Source organism: Amycolatopsis sp. NPDC114484, from assembly GCF_055633755.1.
In genome coordinates this window covers 1-22165 of sequence record NZ_JBVKDQ010000001.1, presented here as the reverse complement: position 1 = coordinate 22165, position 22165 = coordinate 1, and the positions used below count along the sequence as shown (strand labels likewise).

Sequence of the window (22165 nt, the reverse complement as noted above, 5' to 3'; positions counted from 1 at the left end):
ACCTTCTCGTGAGTGGCGATGCCGGTCCGCACCGGCGTCGCCGCTCACGACGTCAGTTTCGCTCCGATGTCGCGCAGGCCCTCGAGGTCGTGCACGTCACCGGCGAGCGCGGGCACCCGGGTCAGCGGCACTTCCGGATGCGCGCGGGTGAAGCGCGCCAGCAGGCGGTTTTCGCGCTCGGCCAGCGCGACGCGGTCGGCGTGCAGCCGCAGCACGGCCTCGGCGAGCGGCGCGTTCTGCACCGACTCGGCGGCGGTCAGCGCTTCGGTCGCGGACAGCGGCGCGAGCACCGGATGCGTGCGGTTGGCGACCAGACCGGCCAGCGGCATCGATTCTCCGGCGAGCCGCTCGACGAAGTAGGACGCCTCGCGCAGCGCGTCCGGCTCCGGCGCGGCCACCACGAGGAACGAGGTGCCCGACGACCGCAGCAGCTCGGCGGTCTTGCGCGCGCGTTCGCGGAAGCCGCCGAACATGCTGTCGAAGGCCTGCATGAACGCTGACGCGTCGGCGAGCAGCTGTCCGCCGATGATCGTCGAGACGGCCTTCGCGAACATCGAGAACCCGGCGCTGACCACCTTGCGCAGCCCCCAGCCGCCTGCCTTCGCGGGGCCGGTGAGCAGCCGGATCATCCGGCCGTCGAGCGCGGTGGACAGCCGGGTCGGCGCGTCCAGGAAGTCGAGCGCGGACCGGCTCGGCGGCGTGTCGACGATGATCAGATCCCATTCGTCGGTCGCCGCGAGCTGCCCGAGCTTCTCCATCGCCATGTACTCCTGCGTGCCGGAGAACGACGTGGAAATGGTCTGGTAGAAGGGGTTCTGCAGCAGCTGCTCGGCCCGCTCCGGGCCGGCGTGCACGCGCACCATGTCGTCGAACGTGCGACGCATGTCGAGCATCATCGCCCACAGTTCGCCCTTGGGCTCGAAGCCCTCGACCTGCACCTGCCTCGGGTGATTGCCCAGTTCGCGCAGCCCGAGCGCCTGCGCGAGCCTGCGCGCCGGGTCGATCGTGAGCACCACGGTCTGCCTGCCGCGTTCGGCGGCCCGCAACGCGAGCGCCGCGGCGGTGGTGGTCTTGCCGACGCCGCCGGAACCGCAGCACACGATCACACGGCTGGCCGGGTCGTCGAGGAGGGCGTCCACGTCGAGCTTCGAGTCGGCGGGCATCAGCGCACCCCCTGTTCCTGCAGCGTTTCGGCGAGTTCGTAGAGCGCGGCGACATCGACGCCGTCGGTGAGGTCCGGCAGCTCCAGCGTCGGCAGATCGGCCTCGGTGAGTTGTTCCCGGGCCCGTTGTTCGGCGGCGACGCGGACGGCGTGCTCCACGGTTTCCTCCACGAGCCCGTCGAGCGTCGCCTCCGGCAGGTTCAACCCGGCCGAGGCGAGGCCGGAGCGCACCCGGTCGGCGTCCACCCGGCCGTCGGCGGCCGCGGTCACCGAGCGCGCGGGCAGCCGTGGCGGGCGGACCCGGTTCACCAGCACCGCGCCCGGGCGCAGGTCGGCACCGTCCAGCTCAGCCACCGCCTCGACGGTCTCGCGCACCGGCATCTCCTCCAGCAGCGTGGTGAGGTGCACGGCGGTCTCGCCGGAATGCAGCAGCCGGACGACGCCGTCGGCCTGGCCGCGGATCGGGCCGGTCTTGGCGAGGTCGGTGAGAGCCTTGGTGACGTCGAGGAACTTCACCACGCGCCCGGTCGGCGGCGCGTCGACGACGACCGCGTCGTAGGTGTGGCGTCCGTCGGATTCCGTGCGCCCGACGCATTCCTTGATCTTCCCGGTGAGCAGCACGTCGCGAAGGCCCGGCGCGAGCGTGGTGGCGAACTCGATCGCCCCCATCCGGCGCAGCGTCCGCCCGGCGAAACCGAGGTTGTAGAACATCTCGAAGTATTCGAGCAGCGCCGCTTCGACGTCGATGTGCAGCGCGCGCAATTCGCCGCCGCCGGGGACCGAAGCGATCCGCTGTTCCGCGTACGGCAGCGGCTCGGTGTCGAAGAGCTGCGCGATGCCCTGGCGGCCCTCGACCTCGATCAAGAGCACCCGGCGCCCGCCCGCGGCCAGCGCGAGACCCAGCGCCGCGGCGAGCGTGGTCTTGCCGGTTCCGCCCTTGCCGGTGACGAAATGCAGCCGGGCCCTGGCGAGCTCGTCGGTCCAGCCGGCGGAGGGTGTGGTCACATGCTCAACACTAAACCGGTGCTCAGCTGGCCAGCATCATGACGCTGACCGCAGCCGCGACCACCGCGACGACGATCCAGGTCACCAGGGCGGGCAGCACGGTCAGCGTGAGCACTGCCACCACGATCAGCCCGGTGAGGGTGACCGCGCCGGCGATCGCCACCTGGCCCGAATCGTTGACCCGGTCCCGGGTCTTGGCCATCACGGCCAGCACGAGCGGCAGTCCGGCAACGGCGAGCACCACGGTCGCGACGATCCGCCAGGTCTCCACGCGCCCACGCTAGCGAGCGACGATCGGATGTGAAGTGACCCACACTCACCCGGTCTAGCCAGGCGCACCCCTGGACGGGTGACGGGCTTTCGGCGGCCGCGGTCCGGAGGGGCCTTGCCCGCTTGGTTACGCTCCCGAGTCATGAGTGCGACCAAATGGGAGTACGCCACCGTCCCGCTGCTGATCCACGCCACGAAGCAGATTCTCGACCAGTGGGGCGAGGACGGCTGGGAGCTGGTGACCGTGCTGCCCAACCCGAGCGGCGAACAGCACGTCGCGTACCTGAAGCGGCCGAAGAGCTGAGGGGGCGGCGTTGACCTGGAGCGACCGGCTCGCCGAGCTCGGCATCGAACTGCCCGGAGTCGCCGCACCGCTGGCCGCGTACGTGCCGGCCGTGCGCACCGGCTCGCACGTCTACACCTCCGGCCAGCTGCCCTTCGTTGACGGCGCGCTCGCCGCGACCGGCAAGGTCGGCGGCGAGGTCAGCCCGGAGGAAGCCAAGGGCCACGCCCGCACGGCGACGCTGAACGCGCTGGCCGCGGTGCACGCCCTCGTCGGCATTGACTCTGTTGTCCGGATTGTCAAGGTGGTCGGTTTCGTCGCCTCCGCGGAGGGCTTCACCGGTCAACCCGCGGTCGTGAACGGGGCGTCCGAGCTGCTCGGCGAGATCTTCGGCGACGCCGGGGTGCACGCCAGGTCGGCTGTCGGCGTCGCGGAGCTTCCGATCGCGTCGCCGGTGGAAGTCGAACTGATCGTGGAGGTGGAGTGATGGACCCCGACATCGAACAGTCCCTGCACGAACTGCTGCTGCGGCTCGCCGGCCGCACGCCGGATCAGCTGTTGTGGCGGTTTCGCGACTGGCTCGGCGAAGGCGCGATGGGGACGCTCGCGCGGACCCTGCCGAGGTCTTTGCTCAAGCACAGGATCGATTTGGACCAGGCGGAGTACCGCCTGCTCGTGGCCGGTCTGATCCCGCACGGCGCCGATTGGCACCAGGTGAGTTCCACCCTGGGGGTAGACGACGTCACCGAGACCCGGTACACATTCACGCAGAGTGCGCCCGAATGGGTGAACTCCGTCGACTCTGTGTCCGTCTTGCTCCACGCGACGTTGCGTGGACGCGCGGATGTGGGGGAAGTACGGCAGAGCTGGCGGCGCCTCGGCACCGCCGGCGAGAGCGGGGCGAAGCGTGTCCTGCTGGTGACGGCGACCGCGGGACAGCCCCGGCTCACCGGTGAACTGCAGCGGGTGCTGCGGGTCATGGGAGACGAGGAACCCAGCGTCGAGGTCATCCCGCCGCGCTTCGACCTTCCCGGGTACCACCGGGCCGCGCTCGCCGAGTCCGAGCTGGTCTGCGTAGGCGCCGCGGGCGCCGGTCATCGACTTGTCGCCGCTTAACGCTCGTTGCCGCCAGGCGAGCTGGGAGGAGCAGAGCCATGGTGGAGGTTCACGACGGCCCGATGGACGGGTTCTCGGTGCCCCTGCGCCTGCATAACTTGTTGCTGGCCCTGGCGGGCCGCATCGATGACAGCGCGCTCACCGAAGCGCGGGAACTGATCGCCCGGGCCCACATCGACGAGGCGGTGGAACTCACCACCGGCACGCTGATCGCGGGCCGGATCCCGGTGAGCGAGGCCGAACAGCGCGAGCTGGCGCTGGTTCTCGAGATGAGCCGGTCGGACGCGACGCTCGCGAACGATCTGCTGGTCACCGACCACGAGCCGATGCACACGCACCGGTTCACGGGCGACAACCAGCCCGAGTTCGGTCTAGCCGAGGCGCTCGACCGCACCCTGCAGGTGCTGCCCGACGTGCGTTCCGTGCACGCGGTGTGGCGCAACACCCCGGCGGGCAGCGTGCCGGGCGCGTTGCCGCAGCGGGTCGTGCTGGTCGAGCTGGGTCCGGAGGGCAACCCGCCCGCGGTCGCTTTCCGGGTCGACACCGCGTTGCGCCGGGCGGGCATCCGCTCGGTCGTCGAGGTGAGCGGTCCGGGGATCCCGCAGTCGGATTACCACCAGGCCGCGGGTGCTGTCGCGAGCCCGGTGTGGGTCACCGGCAGCACTCGTTCGGCCCCGGACTACCGGCCGGAACCGACGCCGCAGCGCAGCGCCCCGGCGCCCGCTCCGGCTCCGGTGCCCGAACCGGTCTCGGAAGCACCGAGCCGCCACGGCCATCGGCAGCCCGAACCGGAACCGGTGGCCGCCGCCGAGCCGGTGGTGCCGGTCGCGCCCGTGGTGCCGATCGTGCAGGCCGTGCCCGCACAGCCGGTCGCGATGCCGGAGCCGGCGGCTGAGCCCGCCGCGTCTTCGGAGCGTCCGCGGACGGCCGGGTCGGAGACGCGCGCCGAGCGCACGTCGGACCTGACTCCGTCCGAGGTGGCGCAGCTGCGGCGCGCGCTGGCCGAGGATCCGGAGAAAGGCCGTGAGATCGCCGCGGGCAAGCCGAGCATGCACGAGGTGGTCGAACTGCCCGCGCTGGATCTGGACGACCCGAGCCTGTCCGAACGCGACCGTGCCTTGTTGCGCGAGCTGCACGAGGAATTGGCCGAGCGCGAGCGTGCCGAAGCCGCCCGGTTGCGGCTCAACGGCGCGTCCCGTTCCGGCGGGGACCAGCACTGGTCCTGACGCCACTGTGGTTCGGTGAAGGGCCCCTCGCGATTCCGGCGAGGGGCCCTTCACTGTCTTTTCGGTCCGCGCGGACTGTCTTGAGGTGACACAAGTAATCCGCGACGCGTACGGATTGCGAGGTATGTTGCCCGGGTGGAACGGCCGCGTGAATTCGTTTTCGACATCCCCGCCCGTCCCGGCATCGCGATCCGGGACAACGCGGATGGCCCGCCGGCGACCCCGAAGGACGCCGCCACGGTGATCCTGCTGCGGGACACTTCGCCCGGCGTGGAGGTGTTCCTCCAGCACCGCGTGATGGGCATGGCCTTCGCCGGCGGGATGACTGTGTTTCCTGGCGGCGGGGTGGACCCGCGCGACGCCGACGCTTCCGTGGCATGGGCCGGGCCGCCGCCGTCGTGGTGGGCCGAACAGTTCACCTGCGACGAAAGCCTCGCCCGCGCGCTCGTGTGCGCCGCGGTGCGGGAGACGTTCGAGGAGTCCGGCGTGCTGCTGGCCGGGACCGAAGACGCGGTGGTCGCTGACGTCGCGCCGTATCACGAAGCGCGGAAAGCGTTGGAATCACGGGAAATCTCGCTCGCCGGATTCCTCGCCGACGTCGGGCTCACCTTGCGCGCGGACCTGCTGCACCCGTACTCGCACTGGGTCACGCCGCCGCAGGAACAGCGTCGATACGACACCCGTTTCTTCGTCGCGAAACTGCCCGAAGGCCAGCGCGCGGACGGTGCGACGTCCGAAGCTGCTGCCGCCGGTTGGCAACCGCCCGCCGAGGCAGTCGCGGACGCGCGCGAAGGCCGTCGCACGCTCATGCCGCCGACCTGGCTGACGCTCGTCGAACTCGCCGAGTTTTCCGGGGCCGACGCGGTGCTCGCGGAGCCGCGCGAGATCGTGAAGACCGTGCCGACCCTTGTCCGGGACGGCGAGAACATCCGCGTTGTCCTCGATACTTCGGAGTCCTGAGTGACCGCTCCTGCCTATGGCGTGCTGCGCCGTGTTTCCGAGACCGCGTCGGTGCTGTTGGAGAACAACCCGTCCACGATGACGTTGGAGGGAACCAACACCTGGGTGCTGCGCGGTGGTGACGCCACTGCGTCCGTGGTCGTCGACCCCGGCTACCACGATCTGGACCACCTGGAAAAACTCGCCGCGATCGGTCCCGTCGAGCTGATCCTGCTTACGCACCACCATCCGGATCACGCCGAAGGCGCGCCCTGGTTCGCTTCGAAAACGGGCGCGCCCGTCCGGGCTTTCGACGCTTCCCTCTGCATCGACGCGCCCCCCTTCGCCGATGGCGATGTCATCGCCGCAGGTGGCCTGGACTTCACTGTCCTGCACACTCCCGGGCACACCGACGATTCGGTATCGCTGCTGGTCGGGGGTCAGATCCTGACCGGAGACACGATCCTCGGCCGAGGCACGACGGTCCTGCACGACCTGGGTGACTACCTACGCTCGCTGCGCAAACTGATCGCACTGCCCGCAGGCACCCCCGGACTGCCCGGCCACGGCCCGGAGCTGCCGGATCTGCCCGCGACCGCACGGGAGTATTTGGCGCACCGGGAACAGCGCCTGGATCAGGTGCGTTCCGCCTTGCGAACGCTCGGCGAAGACGCGACGCCGCGGCAAGTGGTCGAGGTCGTCTACGCCGACGTCGATCGCGCGCTGTGGGCGCCGGCCGAGGCGAGTGTGCGCGCACAACTGGACTATCTACGGGCTTCTTCGGAGGACGGACAATGAGTGACCTCGAGGTCGAGTTCTACTGGCGACCAGGCTGCGGATTCTGCTCGGCCCTGCGCCGGCCACTGATGGAAAGCGGCCTGCCGGTCCGGGAAATCAACATCTGGGAAGAGCCGGGCGCGGCCGAGCGAGTGCGCGCGGTGGCGAACGGGAACGAGACGGTGCCGACGGTGATTGTCGGGTCGACCGCGCTGGTAAACCCGACTTTCGACGAGGTCAAGGCCGCGGTGGCAGCGGAGACGGCTGCCTGAGGACGCTTCCGGGCGCGCTGGGGCGGCTTCCTGGCGCTCCCGTGGGGGTGCTGCGGGTGCGCCGGAGAGGTCCGGATGGCTCCCGGCTTAGGGGCGCGGATAGCTCCCGGCTTGCTCGGGGTGCCATGGGGCTGGGTGGCTCCGCAGGCGGGAGAAGGAGCTACCCGCCGCCGGGTGCCCGTCGGTGCCGCTGCTTCCGGCCAAGCTTCGCGCTGTTAGGCACGGCGCTTCGCAGCTGCCTCCTCGCGGCCAGGTTTGGCGCGACTTCGCCCAGCCTGCGGCGGGTCCTGGCCTAGGCCTGCCCTGCTCGGCACGGTCCGGCCAGCTCAGGGCGATGCGGCTCAGTCACGCTCGCGGCTCAGCCTGGCGTGGCCCAGCCCGGCTCAGCCCGGCCCGGCCCGGCGTGGCCCCGCCCCGCCCGGCGCAGTCCGGCGTGGCCTGGCTCAGCCCGGCCCAGCTCGGTGTGGCTGGACTGGCCCGGCTCAGCGTGGCCTGGCTCGGATCGGCCCGGCGTGGCCCAGCCCGGCCCAGCTCAGCTCAGCTCGGTGTGGCCTGGCCCGGATCTGCCCGGCGCGGTTTGGCTCGGCCCAACCCGTGCGGCTCAGCTCAGCCATAGGCGACCCAACCCAGGGCGGCTTGGCTTGGCCCGCGGCCTGGTGTGAGTGAGCTTCGCGCTGCCCGGCTCACCCAGCCAATCCAGCCCGCCCAGGCGAATCCGGCGTAGCTCCCGCTCGCTCCGGCAGCACCCGCAATCAGCCCCGGCACTGCGCGGCCGGACTGCGACGAGCCTGGCCCGCACCCCGCACCCCGCCCGGTGCGAAGTGGCCGTCGGCGCTTGATCCGGCTCGGACAGGGCTCAGCGAGCATCGGTCACCGAGGCAGCATTGGCATCAAGTAGTACTTCAATCCCACCTCCCGCCCCTCCTCGTCCGCCGGGGTCAGGACGCACGCTCGCAGTCCCTGCTGGATTGCCAGTCGTACCCGGTCTCCAGCGAACGGAGCGAGGGCGTCCAGGAGGTACCGGGCCTGGAAGGACGGTGACGTGCGGCCACCGCAAACGTTTGCTTTCAGGAGTTCCTCTGCCTCGCCGGTGTCTTGCCGGGCGCTGGCCAGGCGAAGGTGCGCATCGCCGACTTCCAGGGTCAGGACGCGGCGGTCCTCGGAGTAGACGCCGACTCGGCGGATGGCGGCGGCTAGCTCGTCGGCACCCACCTCGACTTCCGTGTCGATCGCGTTGGACGGGATCGCGTCCGCGGACAGAAAGCTCGCGTCCAGGACTGCCGTGGTCACGGTGCCGCCGGGCCAGCTCAGGGCGAAGTGGCCGGTGTCGGCGTGCAGTCCCATCGCACCGGCGCTGTGGCGGGCGGCTTCGGTCAGCAAGGTGGCTGGGACCAAGACGTCGATGGGCTTTCGGACGTCCTGTAACGGCAGGCGCGCTACGGCCATCCGGTAGCGGTCCGAAGCTGTCAGGCACAGCTCATCGCCGATCGACTGCACGCGCACGCCGGTGAAGACCGGGAGCGGATCGTCCTTCGCGGCGGTGCCGGCGACGGTGCGCAGAGCCGCGCCGAGGGCCGTGCCGTCTACTTTGGACAGTAGGGGTGGCGGCGCTGGATCGTGCAGCAGATCGCGGTCGAGCAGGGGCAGGGCGAAGCGGGCGTTGTCCGTTCGGATCGCGAGGCGGGTTCCTTCGACGGCCAGCCGGACCTGGTCGACATCCAGCATGCGGACCGTCTCGGCGAAAGGCGCGGCTGGCACTACGACTTCGCCGTCGAGATGCGTCGTCGCTGGGCAGGACAACTGGACGGCCAGGTCGCGGTCGTTTCCGGACACCACGAGACCGTCAGCACTCGCCCGTAAGCGCAGGCGAGCTTGCTTTGAGAGGAGTCGGGCCGCGGCGGTCACGACGGCCGCTAGCGGCCGCACGAAGGAAGTGAGATCCATGCCACGCAACGTAACGGCGACCACCGACAAAAACGGGACCGGAGCCGTTGAGCTGCGGAAACGCCCAGGAGGAGACGGTACTGTCAGCGGGCGAGAAGGCTCGGACAGCCCCGCGGCGGAGGTTCCCGAAAATCCGCCCGCAACCGTACGGAGTTTCGGAAACCCCTACCCAGCAGCCCCAACGAGAGCACCGTCAGCAGGCGCTGGCGAAGCAGCCCGCACGGTCCCGCGCAGCAGCCACACCACCCCGGCCAACGCGACCCCAGCCACCCCGGCGGCCAAGAAAGCCGCAGCGGTCCCGGAATGCTCGACGAGGTAACCGCTCACCGACTGCCCGGCCGCAAGACCCAGCGTGACCGCCGTGAGGACCCACCCGAACGCCTCCGCCGCGGTGCCGCGCGGGGCGACGACCTCGATCGCCGCGGAGTGGGTCGTCGACTGGGGCGTGATCATCGCGCCGGCCAGCAACATCAGCAGCGCCAGTGCCCACAGGCTCGACGGAAGGGCAAGCAGGGCAACGAAAGCCCCGAAGCCGCCCAGCAGAACCGGCAGGCGCAGGCCAAGCCGGCGCGGCCACGGGTGCAGGCTGTAAGCCACGCCGAACGCCACCGAGCTCAACGACCAGGCCGACAGCAGCAAACCGCTCAGCGAAGGGTGGCCGGATTCCGTCGCGGCGGCGGGCACCGCGACCTCCACGAACCCGATCACCACGCCGAAACCGAGTGCTGCCAACGCAAGCGTCCGCATCCCAGGGCTGGCCAGCGCGCCGAGCAGCGGCGTCTTGGCCTTCGGGGCCGGACCCCACGCGCGCACGGTCGGGTTCAGCGCGAACAGCACCGCGCCGGTGACCATGGTGATCGAGCCGACGACCATCCCGGTGCCCGCCCACGGCGCGGTGACCAGCAGGCCCGCGATGCCGGGGCCGAGGATGAAGAAGACCTCCATGCTGATCGCCTCATACGACAGCGCGGCGTTGCGCGCCGGTCCTTCCGGCAGGATTTTCGTCCACAGCGCCCGCGACGCGGAGCCGACCATCGGCTCCGAAAGCCCGGTCGCGGCGGCCAGCGGGATCAGCGCGAACGTCGGCAGACGTGCCTCGATCGCGATCGCGAGCGACGCCATCGACAGCGCGAACACGGCGGCGACGATCAGCAGCGGACGGCTCGGCCCGAACCGGTCGATCAGCCTGCCCTGCACGACCGCGCCCACCGAGACCCCGGCGAGCGAACTCGCCGAGACCAGCCCGGCCGCGGCGAACGAACCGGTTTCGCGCTGCACGTAGAGCAGGGCGGAAATGCCGATCATCGCGATCGGGAGCCGGGCCAGGATCGACGCGATGACCGGGCCGCGCGAGCCGGGGGCGGTCAGCGCGGAGCGGTAGTCGGCGAGCGTGGTGCGGCCTTCGGAGTGGGCAGACTGGGACACGCGTACTAGTATGGCGAAATTGGTACGGAGGTACCAGTAATTTTCTGGTCGTCTTGGTCACGCCCGATCGGGTCAGTCAGTACGCTCGCGCGATGCGGCTGATGTTCTCCTCGGGAGCTGGGTACAGCCATATCGCGCCGATGCTGCCGCTCGCGCGGGCCGCGCGAGCCGCTGGGGACGAGGTCGCGTTCGTGACCGGCCCGGAAGCAATGCGGTACCTGGAAAACACCGGGCTGCAGGCCGTCTCCGTAGGGCGGCCGAGCGACCCTGCCACAGCGGCCGCGACATGGCAGCGAGCCCGCGAGGAGATGGCCGGGATGACCGCCGACGAGCGGCTCTCCCACCTGGTCGCCGAGTACATGGTCGGCCTCGGCGCGGCCGAGCGGCTCGACGACATGGTCGAGTTCGTCCGCGACTGGCGGCCGGATCTCGTTATCGCCAATCTCGCCGAACGCGCGGCGGTGATGGCTGCGTGCCTGGTCGGCGTGCCGTACGCGATGCACGCGATCGGCCCGCCGAAGTCCGCCGCGACGATGGAACGAGCCTGGGAAGTCGCTAACGGCCTGGTCCGGCAGCGTGGCCTCGACGGGTTGCCGCCGCGCGACACCGTGCCTTACCTGGACTTCTGGCCCGAGGGGCTGAGCCCGGCCGGCGTCGCCTGGGAGTACCCGACGCGCTGGCCGCTTCAGCCTGCCGATGTGGTGCCAACGCCCGGTCCGCGTCCGGCGGTACTCGACGGGCTGCCCTACGACCGGACCGTCTACGTCACCCTCGGCACCACCCACAACGCGCGGCCCGGGGTGCTGGAAGAAATGGTGGCCGCGCTGCGCGACGAGCCGGTGAACGTCGTGGTGACGATCGGCCAGGACGGCGACGTCGGCCGGTTCGGCGAGCAACCGGGCCACGTGCGGATCGAGCAGTTCGTGCCGCAGGCGCAGCTGCTGCCCGCGGTCGACGCGGTGGTCTGCCATGGCGGTTCGGCGACCGTTCTCGGAGCGCTCGCGCACGGGGTGCCGACGGTGGTTTTGCCGTTGGCCTCTGATCATTTCGAAGTAGCCGCGCAGATTCAGGCGGCGGAAGCCGGAATCGTGGTCGACTCCGGCGACGGAATTCTCGACGCGGTCCGCACAGTGCTTGCCGACCGGACGTACCGGGAATCCGCTGAGGCCCTCGCCGCCCAGATCGCCGAGCAACCCGCCCCTGCGGAAGTGGTTGCGCGGTTGCGCGAACTAGAGGTCTCGATCCGGTAACACCAGCTGGATTCTGCGTGAACTAGTGCAACGAAGACGCGGTCTTGGCGTCCTTGAGGGTGAATGGCCTTGAATTCGTGAGTTTTGGCCGTGATGGTTGAACGACAGCCCATTGCGGGCTGGACAGCACTGCAGCACCCAGCTCCCTCCGGCATATGGGTCGGGGCCTGGTCCGGAGGGCGGGGAGCGCGGGTCGTCGGGGGATGATCCGTGCGCAGGCGAGGAGCCGGTGCGCCACGTCGGGGGTGGCGCCCGGCTCCTTGTCATTTTCCCGCCTCGACGAGGCAAAACCCGGCCGCGACACGGGGCCGCGGCGGAATGCCGCTCTTGTGGGGGATAGTCCGGTACGCACGCACGAAGGCCACCCCCAGTAGGAGGTGGCCTTCGAAAAACCCGTGCGGATTAACCCGCTCGGGGGAAGCTCAGCGGGCGCGACGAGCGAGCCGCTCCGGGTCCAGGATCAGGACGCTCTTGCCCTCGAGCCGCAGCCAGCCGCGGTGGGCGAAGTCGGCCAGTGCCTTGTTGACGGTCTCGCGGGACGCGCCGACGTACTGGGCGATCTCTTCCTGCGTCAGGTCGTGCGTGACCCGCAGCAGGCCCGCCTCCTGGCTGCCGAAGCGCTGCGCCAGCTGCAGCAGCGCACGGGCCACGCGGCCGGGGACGTCGGTGAAGATCAGTTCCGCGACCATGTTGTTCGTGCGGCGCAGCCGGCGCGCGACGACGCGCAGCAGCTGCTCGGCGATCTCCGGGCGGGTGGCGATCCACTGCCGCAGCGCCGGGCGGTCCATGGTGACCGCGCGGACCTCGGTGACCGTCGTGGCACCGGACGTGCGCGGGCCGGGGTCGAAGATGGACAGTTCGCCGAACATGTCGGACGGACCGGCGATCCACAGCAGGTTCTCGCGGCCGTCCGGGGACTTGCGGCCGATCTTCACCTTGCCGGACTGGATGATGTACAGCCGGTCGCCCGGCTCGCCCTCGTTGAAGATGACATGGCCGCGGGGGAACTCCACGGATTCCAAGGTCTGGGCCAGCGCCTCCGCCGCTGCCGGCTCCACACCCTGGAAAATGCCCGCACGGGCCAGGGTTTCGTCCACCTCGGGTGCCTCCTCGTCGAGAAACGATCACTTCCTTCGCAGGCCGAAGGCAGTGTCGCCGATCACTTTCGCGTCAGTCTAGGGCGTGTCGGGCAGATCGCTCGTCGGCTCGCCGCGCCCGGCGCGGCTGCCTGGAACGATCACGTCCGACTGCGCAGCCTAACTCCGCACCTTGCGCGCGCGTAGCCTGGCTGCCCGTCCGCCGAGCCGGCGAAGCCGGAACAGCTCGAGCGCGCGGCCGATCCCGTGCCCGTAAAGGGCCCTGACCTCGTTGGGCTGAGCCTGCTCCAGGAACTCCTCGACCTCGTTCTCCTGCACCGCGACGTGCTTGAGCCTGCTCTCGACCCGCTCCATGAACAACGCGAAGAACATGATCACCAGCGGGACCAAGATCACGAACCACACGGTCATGCCACAGCTCCGCTGTTTTCGGTGACGCACTCGGTCATGGATCTCCAGATCCTCGCTCAGGGCGGACGCGCGGCCCGCAGAGGTGGTGCTCTGGCGGTTCGGCCGTCCACCGGCGGATGCTCCCGACCGGCTCGTCCGACTCGCCCGTAGGCTATCGGGGTGCCCCCTGTTGTCCCGAACGGGCCCCGCGCGGACCGCGACGAAAGCCGGCTCGCCCTCGTGAGACGCGCCCGGCGGATGAAACGTTGCCTCGACCAGGTCTATCCGGACGCGAAGGCCGAGCTGGACTTCACGAATCCGCTGGAACTGCTGGTCGCGGTGGTGTTGTCGGCGCAGACCACGGACGTGCGGGTGAACCTGGTCACGCCCGCTTTGTTCGCGAAGTACCGCACCGCGGCCGATTACGCCGGGGCCGAGCGCGCCGAACTCGAGGAATACCTGCGCACGACCGGGTTTTTCCGGGCCAAGGCCAATTCGCTGATGGGTCTCGGCGCGGCGCTCGTGGAGCGCTACGACGGCGAGGTGCCGAAGAAACTGGACGACCTCGTCACGCTGCCCGGTGTCGGCCGCAAGACCGCGAATGTCGTGCTCGGCAACGCTTTCGACGTGCCTGGAATCACAGTGGACACCCACTTCGGCCGTCTCGTGCGGCGCTGGGGCTGGACCGCTGAAGAGGATCCGGTCAAGGTCGAACACGCGGTCGGCGAACTGATCCCGCGGAAAGAGTGGACGATGCTGTCCCACCGCGTGATTTTCCACGGCCGCCGGGTGTGTCACGCCCGGAAACCGGCCTGCGGCGCGTGTCCGCTGCGCAAGGACTGCCCGTCGTTCGGCATCGGGCCCACTGAGTTCGAAGTCGCCGCGAAGCTCGTCAAAGGCCCGGAGAAGGACCACATCCTCGAGCTGGCGGCGCGCGGGTGACTGCAGTCACCAAATGGGCGCTCGGAGTCGCGGTGCTGGCGGTTGCCGCGCTGGTCGCGGTGCTGACGCTTCGCGGCGGCGATGGGACTTCCGCGCCACCCGCGTCCGGTGACCTCACTGCCGCACGAGCGGCGGCGAAGCTCCAGGCCTGCCCGCCCGCCTCGGCGAAGGAGGTCGGGCAGCTCTCCGGGATCGAGGCGGACTGCCTCGGCGACGGGTCCCGAGTGGACGTCGGCAAGGTTTTCGGCGGCGGTCCGGTGCTGGTCAACGTCTGGGCGTCGTGGTGCCAGCCGTGCCGCACCGAATTGCCGGTGCTGCAGAAGTACGCCGCTGAGCCCGGCGCGGTGCGCGTGGTCGGCGTGCAGGTCGCGAGCCCGGCCGCGGACGGGCTCGGCCTGTTCGCTCGACTCGGCGTGCACCTTCCGTCGCTGTATGACGGCGACGGCCAGACCGGTCCCATTCGCACCGCGCTCAAGGCGCCCTCGTCCTTGCCCGCGTCGTACCTGGTCACCGCGGACGGCCAGGTCCGGTTCATCGCGAACCCGCGGCTGTTCGACAACACTGACCAGGTGCGCGCTGCTGTGAAGGACTACTCATGACCACCGGACCGCTCGTCGAACCCGAAGCCGTGCCGGAATGGCTGCGGCCGCTGGTGAAGGTGTCCGGCGAGGTCGACAGCCGCACGTTCACCCGGTTCAGCCCGCCGGAAGACCTGCTCACCCGCGCCGCCGCGGTGCTGATCCTGTTCGGCGAACGGCCTGGCGGAGACGGCCCGGACGTCCTGTTGCAGCGGCGCGCGGACACGCTCGGCTCGCACGCCGGGCAGGTTTCGTTCCCCGGCGGCGGCGCGGAGGACGGCGACGACGGCCCGGTCGGCACGGCGCTGCGTGAGGCCGAAGAGGAGACCGGCGTCGACCCGTCCGGGATCCTGCCGGTCGCGGTGCTGCCGGAGCTCTTCGTGCCGGTGTCGAGGTTCGCGGTCACGCCGGTGCTGGCGCATTGGCACACGCCGTCGCCGGTGCGCGCGGTCGATCCGGGCGAGACAGCGGCGGTCGCGCGGGTTTCGCTGGCCGATCTCGCCGATCCGGCGAACCGGTTCACCGTCCGTCGCGGCGACGCGTCGTGGCGGGGGCCGGCCTTCACGGTCGACGGCCTGTTCGTGTGGGGCTTCACCGCTGGTCTGCTGTCCGTGCTGCTTTCGCTCGGCGGTTGGGAGCGGGCGTGGGACACCGGCGATGTGCGCGAGCTTGACGTAGCGTGGGCCGAACATCAGGGCCGGTCGGCGGCCCGGGACGGCAGTATCGAGGAGTGACGGCGCGGTGAACTGGGTCGATGTCGTCGTCCTGCTGCTCGCGGTCATGGCGGCGGTTTCCGGCGCGTTCCAGGGCGTGATCGTCGCGCTGCCCGCGCTCGTGGGCGTCGCGCTCGGCGCGGTGGCCGGGGTGAAGCTGGCGCCGTTCGTGATCAGCCTTTTCGACAGCCCGGTCGCGAAGGTCGCTTTCGCCTTCGCGGTGGTCGTGTTCCTGATCGTGCTCGGCGAGACGCTCGGCGTGTGGGCCGGGCGGAAGCTGCGGCAGAAGATCAATCCGGACAAGCTTTCCGGCATCGACAAGACGCTGGGTGCGATCTTGCAGGCGGCCGCGGTGTTCGTGGTCGCCTGGCTGGTCGCGAATCCGCTCACCACGGTGTCTTCGATTCCCGGGCTGGCGAAGTCGATCAACTCTTCGGTGGTGCTGGGCAAGGTCAATGACCTGATGCCCGCCGAGGCTCAGGGGCTGCCTAGCGATTTGCGGAAATTGCTGGATGCGTCTGGGTTCCCGTCCGCGTTGTCGCCGTTTGAGAAGGCGCCCTCGGCGGATACGCCGCCGCCGGATAATTCGCTTAATGTGTCCGCGGTGGCTAAGCGGGTGCATCCCAGTGTGGTGAAGATCCGGGGGAACGCGCCGTCTTGTTCTCGGGCGCTTGAGGGCAGTGGGTTTGTGGTTGCGCCGCAGCGGGTTATGACCAACGCGCATGTGGTGGCGGGGACTGACGAGGTCGGGATCGAGTCGACTTCGGGGGACTATCGGGCTCGGGTGGTGTATTTCAATCCGGAGGTCGATGTTGCCGTGCTGGCGGTTCCTGGGTTGAAGGCTCCGGTGTTGCCGTTCGCGCCGCAGACCGCGAAGGCTGGGGATAACGCGGTGGTCCTTGGGTATCCGTTGGATGGGCCGTATACGGCTACCCCGGCTCGGGTTCGGGGGCGGATTAATTTGCGCGGGCCGGATATTTATGACGCTAATACCGTGCAGCGGGATGTGTTCACTGTTCGGGGGACGGTGCGGAGCGGGAACTCCGGGGGGCCGATGATCACTCCGGACGGGGAGGTTGTCGGGGTGGTTTTCGGGGCTGCGGTGGAGGATCCGGAGACTGGGTTCACGTTGACCGCGGATCAGGTGCGGGGTGAGGTCGATGCTGCTCCGTCGCAGACTGGGCGGGTTGGGACTGGGGCTTGCGCTAATTGATTGCTCGTCGCCTGGCGGCGACATTGCGGAGTCGGTTGCGTGGGGCACCCCGAAGCTTGATTGTGCTGACGGTCTGGGGTTGCTTGTCAAGGCGGGAAAGATGCCTTGACAAGCAACCCCAGACTGCAGGGAGGCTTCGTATCGGGGTGCGGGGGAGGGGCTGGGTGCACCGATTGTTGGGTGCGTCGGTTGCTGTTGGGCGGGGTTTTAGCGCACGAAGTCCACTACGGACTTGGTGACTCTGGCCGGGTCTTCTAGCTGGGGGAAGTGGCCGATGCCTTGCCAGATTTGGGGTTCGCTGTGGGGGCCTGCCCAGCGGACTGACGCCAGTGCGGTTTCCGGGAGGATGCAGGTGTCGTCCGCGCCGTGGAGTTGCAGTACGGGGGCGATGACGCGGCCGTCGACCGCGTCGGTGAAGCGTCTGCCTTCGCCGCGGAATTGTGCTCGGAAGGCCCAGCGGTAGTACTCCAGGGCGGAGTGTGCGACGCCTGGGACGAGCATGGCTTGGCGGAAGGGCGGCATCGTCTCGGTGAAGTCCGAAGAGGATCGCCAGGTCTCGCCGGACCATTTGGTGAACAGTTCTTCTACAGCAGCCGCGTTGTCGCGGGTTAGCCATTTCTCCGGGGCCATCGGTACCTGGAACCGGAAGAGGTGGCCGACGGCTCGGATCTGGCTGCTGGTGCGTTTCACAGCGGACTTGAAAGCCAGCGGGTGTGCGGCACCGATCGCGGTCACCGACGACACGAGACGCGGGTGCAGAGCGGCGACTGTCCAGGCGAGCATGCCGCCCCAGGCGTGGCCGACTAGGTGTGCCCGGCGGGCGCCCAGGGCCTTGATCAGGCCGCCTACGTCGCCGGCCAGGGTCCAGGCGTCGTAGCCGCGTGGGGGCTTGTCTGAGTCGCCGTAGCCGCGCAGATCTACCGCTACCGCGCGGAAACCCGCGTCGGCCAGTGCGGGCAGTTGGTGGCGCCAGGTCCACCAGAAGCCGGCGAAGCCGTGCAGGAGCAGCACTAACGGACCCTCGCCGCATTCGGCTACGTGCAGGCGGATGCCGTTGGCCGAGACGTCGCGATGCGTCCACGGGCCGTCGACCCGCACGCTCGACGGGTCCGGCGTCAGCTCCACCACCGCGCGAGGGCTGGCGTCAGCCCTGCGTCGAGGGCAGGTCGTCGTCTTCGGCCGGCTTGCGCTTGAACGCCTCAGCCGTCTCCTTGACGCTGCTGATGGTGCGCTCCGGCGCGCGCAGCTTCTTCACCTTGCGCCAGCCGAGGAACGCGGTCGCGCCCACGGTGACCAGCATCAGGCCGAAGACCGTCGCGAACGCGGGCCAGCGGATGCCCCACCAGTCCGACAGGCCTTCGGCGATCAGCAGGAACAGGAAGAAGGTGCTGTACAGAAAGACGGTGAGGGCGATCAGGAAGAAGACTGTCCCCTTGAGCGCCTTCTTCGCTTCCTGCGCCAGCTCGGCTTTCGCCAGCTCGATTTCGGCGCGGACCAGCGTCGACAGGTGCTGGGTGGCGTCGCCGACGAGCTTGCCGATGGACTGCTCGCTCGCCGCGGCTTCCTCGTCGCTGGACAGGGGCAGGTACGGCACGGCCCCCACGCCGTCGGGGCTGGTGCGCTCGTGTTTGGGGCTGCTCACTGGGTCATCGTGCCACGTGGCCGTACTAGAGGCGCGACGGACTGGCGGGAGTGTCGGGATCAAGCCGCCTTCGCGTGTACTCGGCTGCGCCGCAAGAGCAGTACGGCCGCCGTCAGCGAGGCGATCGCCGACGCGATCAAGACCGCCGCCTTGGCCACTTCAGCCGCTTCGGCGGGCAGGGCGAGTTCGGCGATCAGCAGGCTGACTGTGAACCCGACGCCGCCGAGAACGGACAGCGCGGCCACGTCTCGCCAGCTCATCTCGCTGGGCTTTTCCGCCACGCGCAGCTTCACTGCCAGCAGACTCGCCCCGAAGATGCCGACGAACTTCCCGACGACCAGTCCGATAAGGACAGCCAGCGGCAACGCGGTGGTGAAGACCGTCGACAGCGCCTCGCCGTTCACCGAGATTCCCGCGGCGAACAAGGCGAACACCGGCACCGCGACCGCCGCTGACCACGGCTGCAGGCGGTGTTCGAGCCGGACCGCGGGTGCTTCCTCCTCGCCCTCGTCCTCGCGGACGCGAGTGAGCAGCCCGAGCGCGACGCCGGCGATCGTCGCGTGGATGCCCGCCGAGTGCACCGCGACCCAGGTGATCAGCGCGAGCGGCACGTACAGCCACGGCGTGCGGACGCGTTTGTGCTGCAGGAAGGCGTAAAGCCCGAGCGCGACCACCGCGACCGCCGCCGCGATCAGGTTGAAACTGCTGGTGAAGAGGATCGCGATGACGAGGATCGCGCCCAGGTCGTCCACCACGGCAAGGGAAAGCAGGAACACCCGCGCGCTGCTGGGCAGGTTGGACGCGGTCAGCGCGAGTACGCCGAGCGCGAACGCGATGTCCGTGGCCACCGGGATGGCCCACGCCCGGTCGGCCTCCGGGGCGCCCCAGGCGATCGACAGCGCGAGCACCGCGGGCACGACCATTCCGCCGGCCGCGGCGATCACCGGCAAGACCGCTTGCCGCCACCGGGACAGCTCGCCGACCACCAGTTCTCGTTTGAGTTCAAGCCCGGCGACGAAGAAGAACAGCGCGAGAAGGCCGTCCTTCGCCCAGTCCCCGAGAGAGAGGTTGAGGTGCAGGAACTCCGGGCCGATCCGGAAATCGCGCAGTGCCTCGTAAGCCGGTGCGAGCGGCGAGTTGGCCCAGATCAGCGCGACCGCGGTGGCGGCGAGCAGGATCAGCCCGCCAGTGGTTTCCGTGCGGAGGAAACGGGCGAATTCGGCGACGGCGCGGGCTGGGGTCACGAAAAACTCCTTGTGGGGACGGCGGATCTCCCGCCGACCAGACTTCCCGGCACACCGAGGTCCAGTTTACCGTCCGCAGTCGCCGATTACCGGCCGTTGTGACGAACGGCAAACGGCGGCTGCCCGATGACGCTCGCATCGCTCGGCGCTGCGCGCAAACGCAGGTCAGCCGGTCGCGTCGGCCAAGTTGTCTAGTCCATACTGGCGCCGGTTTTTCGTTCACCTGTTCGCCTTCTAGCATGCGAGGAGAGAACGACAATGATGTTGAAGACAGGGACGAGGCAGTAGTGAGCACCCCTATCGACGCCCAGGCCGACACCAGATTCTTCGGGCACCCAAGGGGGTTGGCGAACCTCTTCGGCGTGGAGATGTGGGAGCGCTTCTCCTTCTACGGGATGCAGGGCATCCTCGCCATCTACCTCTATTACCAGGCTGACAAGGGCGGCCTCGGCATCGACCAGAGCGCCGCGCTCGGCATCGTCGGCGCGTACGGCGGCACGGTCTATCTCGCCACGGTCGTCGGCGCGTGGATCGCCGACCGGCTGCTCGGCTCCGAACGCACGCTGTTCTACAGCGCCATCGTCGTGATGATCGGGCACATCGCACTGGCCTTGCTGCCCGGGCTGACCGGCGTCGGCGTGGGTCTCGCGTGCGTCGCGCTCGGGTCCGGCGGGCTCAAGGGCAACGCGACTTCCGTGGTCGGCACGCTGTACGCCGAGGGCGACGAGCGGCGCGACGCCGGGTTCACGATCTTCTACATGGGCGTCAACATCGGCGGGTTCATCGGCCCGCTGCTGACCGGGCTCGCCCAGCAGAACGGCGGCTTCCACCTCGGCTTCGGGCTCGCCGCGGTCGGCATGGCGCTCGGCCTGATCCAGTACACGATCGGGCGGAAGAACCTCGGCGCGAAGGCGTCCGAGGTGCCGAACCCGTTGCCGTCCACGCAGCGCGCGCTCGTGATCGGCGTGGCCGTGGTGATCATCGCCGCGGTCGTCGCGCTGATCATGTCCGGTGTGGTCACCCCGGACAACCTCGCCGACGTCGTGGTCTACGTGGTCGTCGCGATCTCGGTGGTGTACTTCGTCGCGATCCTGACCAGCAAGAAGATCACCTCGGACGAGCGCAGCCGGGTGCTGTCGTTCATCCCGATGTACATCGCCAGCGCCGCGTTTTTCTCGCTGTACCAGCAGCAGGCGACGGTCGTCTCGGTCTACAGCGACCAGCGGCTCGACCGCGACCTGTTCGGCTGGACGATGCCGGTGTCGTGGGTGAACTCGATCAACCCGGTCTTCATCATCGTGTTCGCCCCGGTGATCGCGGCGATCTGGACGAAGCTCGGGCCGAAGCAGCCGTCGACGCCGATGAAGTTCGTGCTCGGCACGGTCCTGATGGGCGCGGCGTTCCTGCTGTTCCTGCCGATGGCGCACACCGGCCAGAACGGCAGCCCGTTGATCGCGCTGGCCGGCATCCTGCTCGTGTTCACGATCGCCGAGCTGATGCTGTCGCCGGTCGGGCTGTCGCTGTCGACGAAGCTCGCTCCGAAGGCGTTCCGCACGCAGGTGGTGGCGCTGAACTTCCTTTCGGTGTCACTGGGCACGGCGATGTCGGGCAAGCTCGCGCAGTCCTACGACCCGAAGGACGAGGTGCCGTACTTCAGCATCATCGGCGGCACCGCGATCGTGGTCGGCGTGGTGCTGCTCGCGCTGATTCCCTTCATCCGCAAGTTGATGCGGGGTGTGCACTAGCGCGGCGCAGCCGCTCCGTTGAGGGTGGTGGCGGGACGGGGCCCGGGGCACTAACCGACGGTGGTGCCGAAAAGCACCCCGATGAAGTAAGTGACGAGCATGGTGAGGGCGCCGACGCCGACGTTGCGGGCGATCGCGCGCCCCACCTGCGCGTTGCCGAGCCTCGCGCTCACGAAACCGGTGAGCGTGAGGCCGACGACCACCGCCAGCGCGCACGCCCAGACGCGGACGCTGACCGACGTCCAGGCGATCGCCAGCAACGGCAGCAGCGCGCCGACGGAGAACGCCAGCAGCGACGCCCACGCCGCCTGCCACGGGCTGGTCAGGTTGTCCGGGTCGATGCCGAGTTCGGCCTCCGCGTGCGCCTGCAGCGGGTCCTTTTCGGTCAGCTCGCGCGCGACCTGTTTCGCCAGCTCCGGCGAGAGGCCCTTGTCCTCGTAGATCTGCGCGAGTTCGCGTTCCTCGGCCTCCGGCATCGTTTTCAGTTCGTGCTTCTCGAGCCGCAGCAGCGCGCGTTCGGTGTCGCGCTGGGTGCTCACGCTCACGTATTCCCCGCCCGCCATGGAAAACGCGCCTGCGACGAGCCCGGCAATTCCGGCGGTGAGGATCGTGGTGCTGTCCGCGGTGGCTCCGGCGACGCCCACGACGATGCCCGCGACGGACACGATCCCGTCGTTCGCGCCGAGAACCCCGGCGCGCAGCCAGTTCAGCTTGCCGCCGAGGTCGTCGTGCGGTTCGTGCGCGTGCACCGCGTCGCCCATCGTTTCGGTCACCGCTTCAGTCAATCACGGAAATTGTTTCCGCGCGACATTTTCCCAAGGTGCTGGAATGCGGTTAAGAGCGTGTCTCACTTGGATGGCGGTTGAGGTGCGAGCATGATCATGACTTGTGATGGACGAGTTGTCGCGACGATTGGTGCCCGACGAGTTGTG

General features: G+C 69.4%; 24 protein-coding genes. 13 read left to right on the top strand and 11 right to left on the bottom strand.

The genetic code is table 11. The features are described from left to right. Window positions 1-44: 44 nt before the first annotated feature. From bagB to ACZ7SW_RS00110, 3 genes are read right to left on the bottom strand one after another with little or no spacing between them, the layout of a single operon-like run. Window positions 45-1163, bottom strand: a complete 1119-nt coding sequence (gene bagB / locus ACZ7SW_RS00120) for an ATPase BagB (protein ID WP_470228242.1) — start codon at window positions 1161-1163, stop codon at window positions 45-47. Then, a complete protein-coding gene (bagA, locus tag ACZ7SW_RS00115) occupies window positions 1163-2167 on the bottom strand; it encodes an ATPase BagA (RefSeq protein ID WP_470228241.1) in 1005 nt (334 codons plus the stop codon). Before bagA ends, bagB begins: the two co-directional genes overlap by 1 nt. 22 nt (window positions 2168-2189) lie before the next feature. Beyond that, window positions 2190-2438, bottom strand: a complete 249-nt coding sequence (locus ACZ7SW_RS00110) for a hypothetical protein (RefSeq protein WP_470228240.1) — start codon at window positions 2436-2438, stop codon at window positions 2190-2192. Between the two features lie 141 nt (window positions 2439-2579). Between ACZ7SW_RS00110 and ACZ7SW_RS00105 the strand changes: the two genes are divergently transcribed. The 7 genes from ACZ7SW_RS00105 to ACZ7SW_RS00075 all read left to right on the top strand — a co-directional run bounded on the left by ACZ7SW_RS00105 (window position 2580) and on the right by ACZ7SW_RS00075 (window position 7050). Next, window positions 2580-2741, top strand: a complete 162-nt coding sequence (locus ACZ7SW_RS00105) for a DUF4177 domain-containing protein (protein WP_020664158.1) — start codon at window positions 2580-2582, stop codon at window positions 2739-2741. 10 nt (window positions 2742-2751) lie between these two features. Further along, window positions 2752-3207: a RidA family protein gene (locus tag ACZ7SW_RS00100; RefSeq protein WP_116205785.1), complete on the top strand. Its 456-nt coding sequence runs from the start codon at window positions 2752-2754 to the stop codon at window positions 3205-3207. Continuing rightward, window positions 3207-3836 carry a hypothetical protein gene (locus tag ACZ7SW_RS00095; RefSeq protein ID WP_452081657.1) on the top strand — a complete coding sequence of 210 codons (630 nt, stop codon included), beginning with the start codon at window positions 3207-3209 and terminating at the stop codon, window positions 3834-3836. The genes ACZ7SW_RS00100 and ACZ7SW_RS00095 overlap by 1 nt, the downstream gene beginning before the upstream one ends. 38 nt (window positions 3837-3874) lie before the next feature. Further along, window positions 3875-5062 (top strand): hypothetical protein, encoded by a 1188-nt coding sequence (locus ACZ7SW_RS00090; protein ID WP_470228239.1) that lies wholly within the window; start codon window positions 3875-3877, stop codon window positions 5060-5062. A 135-nt stretch (window positions 5063-5197) separates the two neighbouring features. After that, window positions 5198-6022 carry an NUDIX hydrolase gene (locus ACZ7SW_RS00085; RefSeq protein WP_470228238.1) on the top strand — a complete coding sequence of 275 codons (825 nt, stop codon included), beginning with the start codon at window positions 5198-5200 and terminating at the stop codon, window positions 6020-6022. Continuing rightward, on the top strand, window positions 6023-6799 hold the full coding sequence (locus ACZ7SW_RS00080) for an MBL fold metallo-hydrolase (protein WP_470228237.1): 777 nt from the start codon (window positions 6023-6025) through the stop codon (window positions 6797-6799). After that, window positions 6796-7050 carry a glutaredoxin domain-containing protein gene (locus ACZ7SW_RS00075; RefSeq protein ID WP_470228236.1) on the top strand — a complete coding sequence of 85 codons (255 nt, stop codon included), beginning with the start codon at window positions 6796-6798 and terminating at the stop codon, window positions 7048-7050. Before ACZ7SW_RS00080 ends, ACZ7SW_RS00075 begins: the two co-directional genes overlap by 4 nt. 870 nt (window positions 7051-7920) lie before the next feature. Here the strand turns inward: ACZ7SW_RS00075 and dnaN are convergent. Then, window positions 7921-8994, bottom strand: a complete 1074-nt coding sequence (gene dnaN, locus ACZ7SW_RS00070; protein ID WP_470228235.1) for a DNA polymerase III subunit beta — start codon at window positions 8992-8994, stop codon at window positions 7921-7923. Window positions 8995-9159: 165 nt separating this feature from the next. Continuing rightward, window positions 9160-10419, bottom strand: coding sequence for an MFS transporter (locus tag ACZ7SW_RS00065; protein ID WP_470228234.1), 1260 nt, complete (start codon window positions 10417-10419; stop codon window positions 9160-9162). A 92-nt stretch (window positions 10420-10511) separates the two neighbouring features. Between ACZ7SW_RS00065 and ACZ7SW_RS00060 the strand changes: the two genes are divergently transcribed. Continuing rightward, the gene (locus tag ACZ7SW_RS00060; RefSeq protein ID WP_470228233.1) at window positions 10512-11669 is read left to right on the top strand and encodes a glycosyltransferase; all 1158 of its coding nucleotides are present in this window, start codon (window positions 10512-10514) and stop codon (window positions 11667-11669) included. 422 nt (window positions 11670-12091) lie between these two features. Here ACZ7SW_RS00060 and ACZ7SW_RS00055 read toward each other — a convergent pair whose 3' ends face one another. Beyond that, window positions 12092-12766: a Crp/Fnr family transcriptional regulator gene (locus ACZ7SW_RS00055; protein WP_009084463.1), complete on the bottom strand. Its 675-nt coding sequence runs from the start codon at window positions 12764-12766 to the stop codon at window positions 12092-12094. Between the two features lie 159 nt (window positions 12767-12925). Beyond that, window positions 12926-13177 (bottom strand): hypothetical protein, encoded by a 252-nt coding sequence (locus ACZ7SW_RS00050; protein ID WP_037369289.1) that lies wholly within the window; start codon window positions 13175-13177, stop codon window positions 12926-12928. Between the two features lie 237 nt (window positions 13178-13414). Here ACZ7SW_RS00050 and nth point away from each other — a divergent pair, with 237 nt between their 5' ends. Genes nth through ACZ7SW_RS00030 form a run of 4 tightly spaced genes read left to right on the top strand, consistent with a single transcriptional unit; the run spans window position 13415 to window position 16602 of the window. Then, on the top strand, window positions 13415-14098 hold the full coding sequence (gene nth, locus ACZ7SW_RS00045) for an endonuclease III (RefSeq protein WP_470229210.1): 684 nt from the start codon (window positions 13415-13417) through the stop codon (window positions 14096-14098). Beyond that, complete coding sequence (locus tag ACZ7SW_RS00040; RefSeq protein WP_470228232.1) at window positions 14095-14697, top strand: TlpA family protein disulfide reductase; 603 nt, start codon at window positions 14095-14097, stop codon at window positions 14695-14697. Before nth ends, ACZ7SW_RS00040 begins: the two co-directional genes overlap by 4 nt. Continuing rightward, window positions 14694-15410, top strand: coding sequence for an NUDIX hydrolase (locus ACZ7SW_RS00035; RefSeq protein ID WP_116205794.1), 717 nt, complete (start codon window positions 14694-14696; stop codon window positions 15408-15410). Before ACZ7SW_RS00040 ends, ACZ7SW_RS00035 begins: the two co-directional genes overlap by 4 nt. A gap of 7 nt (window positions 15411-15417) precedes the next feature. Beyond that, entirely contained in the window at window positions 15418-16602 is a 1185-nt protein-coding gene (locus ACZ7SW_RS00030; protein WP_470228231.1) for a MarP family serine protease, read from the top strand. Window positions 16603-16809: 207 nt separating this feature from the next. Here the strand turns inward: ACZ7SW_RS00030 and ACZ7SW_RS00025 are convergent, their stop codons facing one another. The 3 genes from ACZ7SW_RS00025 to nhaA are packed head-to-tail and all read right to left on the bottom strand — an operon-like array spanning window position 16810 to window position 19488. Continuing rightward, complete coding sequence (locus ACZ7SW_RS00025) at window positions 16810-17727, bottom strand: alpha/beta fold hydrolase (protein WP_470229209.1); 918 nt, start codon at window positions 17725-17727, stop codon at window positions 16810-16812. Window positions 17728-17746: 19 nt separating this feature from the next. Next, window positions 17747-18244, bottom strand: coding sequence for a phage holin family protein (locus ACZ7SW_RS00020; RefSeq protein WP_116204929.1), 498 nt, complete (start codon window positions 18242-18244; stop codon window positions 17747-17749). Between the two features lie 59 nt (window positions 18245-18303). Beyond that, window positions 18304-19488: a Na+/H+ antiporter NhaA gene (gene nhaA / locus ACZ7SW_RS00015; RefSeq protein ID WP_470228230.1), complete on the bottom strand. Its 1185-nt coding sequence runs from the start codon at window positions 19486-19488 to the stop codon at window positions 18304-18306. Between the two features lie 287 nt (window positions 19489-19775). Between nhaA and ACZ7SW_RS00010 the strand changes: the two genes are divergently transcribed. Then, window positions 19776-21233, top strand: coding sequence for a peptide MFS transporter (locus ACZ7SW_RS00010; protein WP_470228229.1), 1458 nt, complete (start codon window positions 19776-19778; stop codon window positions 21231-21233). 50 nt (window positions 21234-21283) lie between these two features. Here ACZ7SW_RS00010 and ACZ7SW_RS00005 read toward each other — a convergent pair whose 3' ends face one another. After that, window positions 21284-22006, bottom strand: coding sequence for a VIT1/CCC1 transporter family protein (locus ACZ7SW_RS00005; protein WP_470228228.1), 723 nt, complete (start codon window positions 22004-22006; stop codon window positions 21284-21286). Between the last annotated feature and the right edge of the window lie 159 nt (window positions 22007-22165).

What these genes read in the sequence shown, in the direction of transcription:
- ACZ7SW_RS00090 (WP_470228239.1), top strand. Translation starts at nt 3,875, where the DNA reads ATGGTGGAGGTTCACGACGGCCCGATGGACGGGTTCTCGGTGCCCCTG.
- ACZ7SW_RS00050 (WP_037369289.1), bottom strand. Translation starts at nt 13,177, where the DNA reads ATGACCGTGTGGTTCGTGATCTTGGTCCCGCTGGTGATCATGTTCTTC.
- ACZ7SW_RS00095 (WP_452081657.1), top strand. Translation starts at nt 3,207, where the DNA reads ATGGACCCCGACATCGAACAGTCCCTGCACGAACTGCTGCTGCGGCTC.
- bagB (WP_470228242.1), bottom strand. Translation starts at nt 1,163, where the DNA reads ATGCCCGCCGACTCGAAGCTCGACGTGGACGCCCTCCTCGACGACCCG.
- dnaN (WP_470228235.1), bottom strand. Translation starts at nt 8,994, where the DNA reads ATGGATCTCACTTCCTTCGTGCGGCCGCTAGCGGCCGTCGTGACCGCC.
- nth (WP_470229210.1), top strand. Translation starts at nt 13,415, where the DNA reads ATGAAACGTTGCCTCGACCAGGTCTATCCGGACGCGAAGGCCGAGCTG.
- ACZ7SW_RS00075 (WP_470228236.1), top strand. Translation starts at nt 6,796, where the DNA reads ATGAGTGACCTCGAGGTCGAGTTCTACTGGCGACCAGGCTGCGGATTC.
- ACZ7SW_RS00105 (WP_020664158.1), top strand. Translation starts at nt 2,580, where the DNA reads ATGAGTGCGACCAAATGGGAGTACGCCACCGTCCCGCTGCTGATCCAC.
- ACZ7SW_RS00060 (WP_470228233.1), top strand. Translation starts at nt 10,512, where the DNA reads ATGCGGCTGATGTTCTCCTCGGGAGCTGGGTACAGCCATATCGCGCCG.
- ACZ7SW_RS00035 (WP_116205794.1), top strand. Translation starts at nt 14,694, where the DNA reads ATGACCACCGGACCGCTCGTCGAACCCGAAGCCGTGCCGGAATGGCTG.